The organism is Candidatus Methylomirabilota bacterium, from assembly GCA_035709005.1.
GTDB lineage: Bacteria > Methylomirabilota > Methylomirabilia > Rokubacteriales > CSP1-6 > 40CM-4-69-5.
Map to the genome: position 1 here is coordinate 48,269 of DASTFB010000022.1, position 6,018 is coordinate 54,286.

The 6,018-nt window shown below is 69.2% G+C and carries 8 protein-coding genes; 2 read left to right on the top strand and 6 right to left on the bottom strand.

The genetic code is table 11. From position 1 onward, the window contains the following. Positions 1–6: 6 nt before the first annotated feature. Genes VFR64_03710 through VFR64_03720 form a run of 3 tightly spaced genes read right to left on the bottom strand, consistent with a single transcriptional unit; the run spans position 7 to position 1,640 of the window. Positions 7–162: a hypothetical protein gene (locus VFR64_03710; GenBank protein ID HET9488853.1), complete on the bottom strand. Its 156-nt coding sequence runs from the start codon at positions 160–162 to the stop codon at positions 7–9. 11 nt (positions 163–173) lie between these two features. Continuing rightward, positions 174–800 (bottom strand): NIPSNAP family protein, encoded by a 627-nt coding sequence (locus VFR64_03715; GenBank protein ID HET9488854.1) that lies wholly within the window; start codon positions 798–800, stop codon positions 174–176. A 54-nt stretch (positions 801–854) separates the two neighbouring features. Continuing rightward, positions 855–1,640, bottom strand: coding sequence for an alpha/beta fold hydrolase (locus tag VFR64_03720; protein HET9488855.1), 786 nt, complete (start codon positions 1,638–1,640; stop codon positions 855–857). A 116-nt stretch (positions 1,641–1,756) separates the two neighbouring features. Here VFR64_03720 and VFR64_03725 point away from each other — a divergent pair, with 116 nt between their 5' ends. Next, positions 1,757–2,656 (top strand): NAD(P)-dependent oxidoreductase, encoded by a 900-nt coding sequence (locus tag VFR64_03725; protein HET9488856.1) that lies wholly within the window; start codon positions 1,757–1,759, stop codon positions 2,654–2,656. Positions 2,657–2,681: 25 nt separating this feature from the next. Here VFR64_03725 and VFR64_03730 read toward each other — a convergent pair whose 3' ends face one another. Together VFR64_03730 and VFR64_03735 are read right to left on the bottom strand one after the other, a co-directional pair. Continuing rightward, positions 2,682–3,509 (bottom strand): aldo/keto reductase, encoded by an 828-nt coding sequence (locus tag VFR64_03730; protein ID HET9488857.1) that lies wholly within the window; start codon positions 3,507–3,509, stop codon positions 2,682–2,684. Between the two features lie 11 nt (positions 3,510–3,520). Beyond that, entirely contained in the window at positions 3,521–4,471 is a 951-nt protein-coding gene (locus tag VFR64_03735; GenBank protein ID HET9488858.1) for an amidohydrolase family protein, read from the bottom strand. 282 nt (positions 4,472–4,753) lie between these two features. Here VFR64_03735 and VFR64_03740 point away from each other — a divergent pair, with 282 nt between their 5' ends. After that, the gene (locus VFR64_03740; protein HET9488859.1) at positions 4,754–5,494 is read left to right on the top strand and encodes an ABC transporter substrate-binding protein; all 741 of its coding nucleotides are present in this window, start codon (positions 4,754–4,756) and stop codon (positions 5,492–5,494) included. A 342-nt stretch (positions 5,495–5,836) separates the two neighbouring features. Here the strand turns inward: VFR64_03740 and VFR64_03745 are convergent. Then, a partial coding sequence (locus VFR64_03745) for an ABC transporter substrate binding protein (protein HET9488860.1) occupies positions 5,837–6,018 on the bottom strand: 182 nt, incomplete at its 5' end.

A 6,018-nucleotide genomic window follows, 5' to 3' on the forward strand; every position in this document is an offset into this window, starting at 1 on the left:
GTTCCCCTACCGGCAGTGCGGCAGCACTTCGGTGGCGAACAGCCTCATGGAGCTGGGGACCATGGCATGCTCCATGAGTCCACCCTGGTTGAAGTAGCGATCCCCGGTCCCCGCCCGGGCCGTGCCGGCACATCGGCCGGCGCCCACCCGGGCGGAGACCATCGGAGCCGAGTTTATCGCAGGGGGGAGAAGGACGCCGGGATCAGCAGCTTGTTCTCCTGCCGCACCGGTCGCACCCCGGATTGGGGCGGCCACTGGCCGTCCTTGCGGGATTCCTCCCGGATGCGCGTGCGCTCGTTGGAGTCCTTGTAGACCCAGACGTGCACGAACCGGTTGAGGCCTCCGAGCTCGCTGGTCCAGCAGGCGGCCAGGGGGGAGAGCTTCTCCCGGGCCGGCACGGCCTTGGCCCACGCCTCGAGCACCTTGGGGAGCTCCCCCGGCAAGTACGTGTAGATGCGCATTTCGTAGAAGTTCCCCGTCCCGAAGTCCCGGCTGCCCAGCGGCTGCATGAACGGCGCGGGAATCATGATGTCGGCCTGCTGCTCCACGATGAGGTCCCGCCCGCCGGGCAGCGCATTGAGCTCGGGGTCCTTGGCCATGGCCTCGCGCACCGCCGTGCGCTGCTTCAGATCTTCGTAGGGCCAGACGTGGATGACCTGATTGAGGGGGCCGAAGTCGGTGTGCCAGAAGGCCCCCAGCTTGGAGTGCTTCTCCCGCAGGGGCTTGCGCTTGGCGAAGCGGTCCTCGAATTCGGCCACGGCGCCGGTGCGCAGGGTGTAGGTCCGGACTTCGTGGATCATGCGCGCCTCCTTATGCTCGAGCTACCCGCTTCCTACTCGCGATCACGGCGGCGGTCAAGTCGAGAAGAACTCCAGCATCAGGCGATTGACCTCGGGGGCGTTCTCGTACGCGGACCAGTGGCCGGCCCGGGGAATCCGGTGGACATCGAGCGTGCCCACGGCCTGGCGGATCTCGCCGATCATCAACGCGGCCGGACGCCACGGGAAATCGTCGCGCTCACCCCAGAGCAGGCGGACCCGACACGTGAGCTGGGCCAGGTCGTCCAGGAGGGTGCCGCCGCCGCTCACCTTGCGGCTGTTGAATCGCGTTCGCCGCACGCACTCGGCCTGGAGATCGACGGTGTCCTCGCCCACGCTGGCCGGATCGCTCAGCATGTTGACGAGCAGGTTGTGCCGGCAGATCGCGCGGAAGCCCTTCTCGTCGTCCCCGGCCTCGCGGTAGCTGCGCGTCGGCCGATCGGCAAATCGCCGCGGTGGGAAGCCCGCCGGTGAGACCAGGCACAGGTGCGTGACCCGCGGGGCCAGCCGCCGGGCCAGGTTGGCGGCGATGGCGCCGCCGAACGAGAACCCGGCCAAGCGCAGAGGGGCACGGCCGGGGAACATCTCGATGAACAGCGCGTGCACGAGGTCGAGATACTCCGGGCCGGTCGTGTCGCGAGCCACCGGCGCCGAGGCGCCATAGGCGGGATGATCGAGCGCGTGTACGGTGAAGCGGGTGGCCAGGGGCTCGACGTTCCGGATCCAGTGCTTCCAGGAGCCCATGCCGCCGTGAAAGAGGACGACGTCCGGCCCGCTGCCGCGCCGGTGCACGGCCATCGGAAGGCCATCGCTGCCGCTCATCGGGGCCTGCTCATCGGCCCGCATAGTCTACGCGCGATTCCTGCATCGGGCCGACGTTGCTCATCCCCGCCCGGCGGCCTATGCTGTCGAACACGCACCACCGAGGAGGATCGGACATGGCGCTCACCACGGGCTTCATCGGCGTCGGCAACATGGGCAACCCCATGGCCTTCAACGTCCTCAAGGCCGGCTTCGCAATGACGGTCTTCGATCTCGACGCCCGGGCCATGGACAATCTCATCCAGGCCGGCGCCCGCAAGGCCGCCGCGGCGCCGGAGGTCGTCGACGGCGCCGACATCGTGCTGACCTCGCTGCCGGCCTCGCCCGACGTCGAGGCCGTCTACCTGGAGCCCGGCGGCCTGGTGGACCGCGCCCGACCGGGCACGATCCTCGTCGACCTGAGCAGTGTCCTGCCCTCGACGCCGCGGAAGATCGCGCCCCGGGCCAAGGCGCGCGGCGTGCAGTTCCTGGAAGCGCCGGTGAGCGGCGGCGTCAGCGGGGCCCGGGCCGCCACCCTGGCCATCATGGTGGGCGGCGACGCCGAGCCGCTGTCGCGCGCTCAGCCCGTGCTCCGGGCCATCGGCCCCAACATCTTTCACGTCGGCCCGGCCGGCGCCGGCAACACCATGAAGGCCATCAACAACATGATGGCGTGCGTGAACAGCCTGGCCATGATGGAAGGGCTGGTGCTCGGGGTGAAGGCCGGGCTCGACCCGATGACGATCTACGACGTCGTGAAGGCGAGCAGCGGCGGCAGCAAGGCGCTGGAGCGCATTCCTCGCGCGCTCGTGCCCCGCGACTTCGCGCCGGGCTTCAAGGTAGCCCTGATGAACAAGGACCTCGACACGTTCAACGCCATCGCCCGCGAGCTACACGTGCCGGTGAGTTTCTCCAACGTCGCCCAGCGCTACGAGCAGGCGGCGCTGGCGGCCGGCCTGGGCGAGCAGGACACCAGCGTGGTCCTCACGATCATCGAGCGCCTGGCCGCCACGCAGGTCCCCGGCAAGACGCCCTGAGCGTCGAGAGCCATCGCGGCTCTCCTCAGCTGGCCAGCACCTCGATCGCCTCCACCTCGCCAGGGGAGAGCGTCAGGCCGTGGCTGGCCAGATCCTGCTTCATGTGTTCGGCATCGGACGTGCCCGTCAGCGGCAGCATCCCCACGGCCCGGGCGAAGCGGAACACGACCTGGGCCGGCGTGGCCCTCAGGCGGTGGGCGAGCTCGCCCACGAACGGGTGGCTCACCACCTCTCGGTTGGCAGTGAGCAACGAGAAGCCCTGGTAGATGATCCGGTGCTCATGGCAGAACGCGCGGACCGCCCGGTCCCAGCCGAAGCGGGCGAAGCACCGGTTCTGGACGAAGGCCGGCGCCGCCACCCCCAGGGCCGCCATCTGCTGGAGGTGCCGCAGCGAAACGTTGCTCACGCCCAGATAGCGCGTGCGCCCGGCGTCGCGCTCCTTCACCATGGCCGCCCACACCTCGCTGTCCTCGTTGGTCCAATCGCGCCCGGAGGCGGGCCCGTGCAGCACGTAGCTGTCGACGTGGTCCGTCCCGAGGTGCTCGAGCGAGCTGGCCATCGATTGCGCGACCTGCGTGGCGAGATCAGCCGACGGGTCATAGGGCAACCGGTGGTCCTGACCGTCCACGTACGTGAACTTCGTCTGTAAGAAAAGGTCGGCGCGCGTCACCACGCCTGCGCGGTAGGCGGCCGCCAGCCCCTCGCCCACGCCGGCCTCGAAGTAGTGCCGCCGTTGGTTGGCGGTGTCGATGCCCCGAAAGCCCATGCGGAGGGCCAGTTCGGTGAGCGCCGGCGTCCGGTCCTCCTTCCACGCCGTGCCGTAGAGAAAATCAGGGATGGGTCCAGTGGTCATGCCGTGGCCGGTTAGCCCTCGACTCCGAGCAGCCTGGCCGCCGTTCCCCCCAGCATTGCCACCCGCTCAGCGTCGCGCAGCCCCGGCGTGCTGAGGATGTGATCCACCGCGGTCTTCGTCCACGGGAAGGGATAGTCGGTGCCCATGACGATCTGGCCCGATCCCGTCTCGGCCACCAGGTGGCGCAGGGCTTCCGGCGTGAACACGAGCGAATCGAAGTACAGGTGCCGCAGATACTCCGTCGGCTTCCGCTTGAGCGCTCTGGTGACCCGGTCGGGGAAGGTCCAGCCCACCGCGTCCGAGCGCGCGGCGTAGGACGGCAGGTAGCCGCCGCCGTGCGCCGCGCAGATCTTCAGCCCGGGGAAGCGGTCGAGCGTTCCCTCGAAGATCAGGTGCGAGAGCGCGATCGTCGTCTCCAGCGGATTGCCGATGACGTTCTCCAGGCCGCCGCTGCCCTTGAGCCGCGCGCCCAGCTCGGTCGGAGCGCCCGTCACCTGGGGATGGATGAAGACCAGCACCCCGAGCTGCTCGGCTTTGGCCCAGAACGGGTGGAACTTCGGGTCGGCCAGCTCGGCGCCGTTGACGCTGCCGCCGATGCCGGCCCCCCGCAGCCCGTACCGCTTGACCCCTTCCTCGAGCTGGTCGGCGGCGAGGTCCGGATGCTGCAGGGCCACGGACGCGAAGGCGACGAACCGATCCGGGTGCGTGGCGCAGAACTCCGCGAGCCGCTCGTTCTGGATGCGGATGAGCTTCTCGGCGACGTCGCGATCCGCCGTGTACCAGTAGGGGTTGATGCTGAGGGCTTCCACATCGATGCCCTGCTCATCCATCGCGCGGATCCGGTCCGCGACCCGCGCCATCAGCAGGCCTTCCGCCTCCACCTTCCTGCCCATCAGGGCCATCGCCTCGGGCACCGCGCAATGCGCGTGCACGTCGATCGTCCTCACCCGCCGGCCGTTCACCACGACCTCGCGGCGGCGCAGCTGCGTCTGTCGCGCTCCCGCGGCGTGCCTTCGAGCCCTCGCGGGCACCTGGGCCCGCGGCGCCGACCGGGAGCGAGTCCGACCTCGCGACGCCGCCCGGGCCAACGCAGCGCTCAGCACATTGCAGTCGACAAAGGTGATGCCGGGTTCCCTGGGAGCGTTCATGGTCTCCTCCGTAGTGCGCGCAGCGTATCACACGCGTGCGAGCGGGCGCAGACGAGGCATGGCGTGCCGGGCCCGTTCGTGCTAAGGTCCGGCGCCATGGCTACCCAAATTTCCGCCACCGTGAGATCCGAGCTGGCTCCGACGGGCACGCTGCGCGTCGGGCTCAACCATGGCAACTTCCTGCTCGTCACCCCCGGCTCGTCGGCGAGCGACCCGCGCGGCGTGGCCCCGGATCTGGCCCGGGAGCTGGGTCGGCGTCTGGGCGTGCCCGTCGAGTTCATCCGGTTCGACACCGCGGGCGGCCTGGCCGACGGGGCGCGGACCGGCGCCTGGGACGTCGCCTTCCTCGGGGCCGAGCCCCAGCGCGCGAATGAGATCGCGTTCACCGCGGCGTATCTGGAGATTCCCGCGACGTACCTCGTGCCCGCCGGCTCGCCGATCCGCTCGGTCGCCGACGTGGACCGGCCGGGCGTGCGCATCGCCGTCTCCGAGAAGAGCGCCTACGAGCTCTATCTCAGCCGCACCCTGAAACAGGCGCAGCTGCTGCGGACCAAGGGCATCGACGGCTCGTTCGAGCTGTTCGTGGCCGACAAGCTCGAGGCCCTGGCCGGCCTCAAGCCCAGGCTGCTGACGGACGTTCAGAAGCTGCCGGGGGCCCGCCTGCTCGAGGGGCAGTTCACCGCGGTCCAGCAAGCGATCGGCACACCGAAAGGCCGCGAGGCGGGCGCGAAGTACCTGCGCGAGTTCGTCGAGGACGTCAAGGCCTCGGGGCTGGTGGCCGAGGCCATCACCCGGAACGCCGTCCAGGGCGTCTCCGTCGCGCCGCCCGCGCGCTAGAGTCCCATTCCAGGGCACTCAAGCGGCTCAATAAAAGCCGGCCTGCTCAACTCGCATGAGGATTCGGATTAGTAGTCCGATACCTCGTCAGTAGCGACGCGAGGTTACGCGGTGGTTTCCTCTGGCGATGCTACACACCACCACGGGTAGTGTGCGGCTGCTACAAACCTCGAAGCGGTTCGCGCTCTATTCGGCTCGTCCGGTGGTGGATGGGGCTCGACGACATGCCGTGTGGGGTGGGGCCATGCGACCCGCCCCTACGGGGGGATAAAGCGATCAGCGAGCGAGCGGTGTCCACTTCGCAGGTGTGCGCCAAAAACCACGGGGACTCTTGGGGCGCCGCTATTCGATCACCTGATCCGCCCGCAGCAGGAGCGACGGCGGGATGGTGAGGCCGAGGGCGCGGGCGGTCTTGAGGTTGATCACCAGTTCAAACTTCGTCGGTTGCTCGATGGGGATGTCGGCCGGGTTTGTGCCGTGTAGAATCTTGTCGACGAAGACCGCTGACCGGCGCCAAAGATCGA

What these genes read in the sequence shown, in the direction of transcription:
- VFR64_03725 (HET9488856.1), top strand. Translation starts at nt 1,757, where the DNA reads ATGGCGCTCACCACGGGCTTCATCGGCGTCGGCAACATGGGCAACCCC.
- VFR64_03720 (HET9488855.1), bottom strand. Translation starts at nt 1,640, where the DNA reads ATGAGCGGCAGCGATGGCCTTCCGATGGCCGTGCACCGGCGCGGCAGC.
- VFR64_03730 (HET9488857.1), bottom strand. Translation starts at nt 3,509, where the DNA reads ATGACCACTGGACCCATCCCTGATTTTCTCTACGGCACGGCGTGGAAG.
- VFR64_03710 (HET9488853.1), bottom strand. Translation starts at nt 162, where the DNA reads ATGGTCTCCGCCCGGGTGGGCGCCGGCCGATGTGCCGGCACGGCCCGG.
- VFR64_03715 (HET9488854.1), bottom strand. Translation starts at nt 800, where the DNA reads ATGATCCACGAAGTCCGGACCTACACCCTGCGCACCGGCGCCGTGGCC.
- VFR64_03740 (HET9488859.1), top strand. Translation starts at nt 4,754, where the DNA reads ATGGCTACCCAAATTTCCGCCACCGTGAGATCCGAGCTGGCTCCGACG.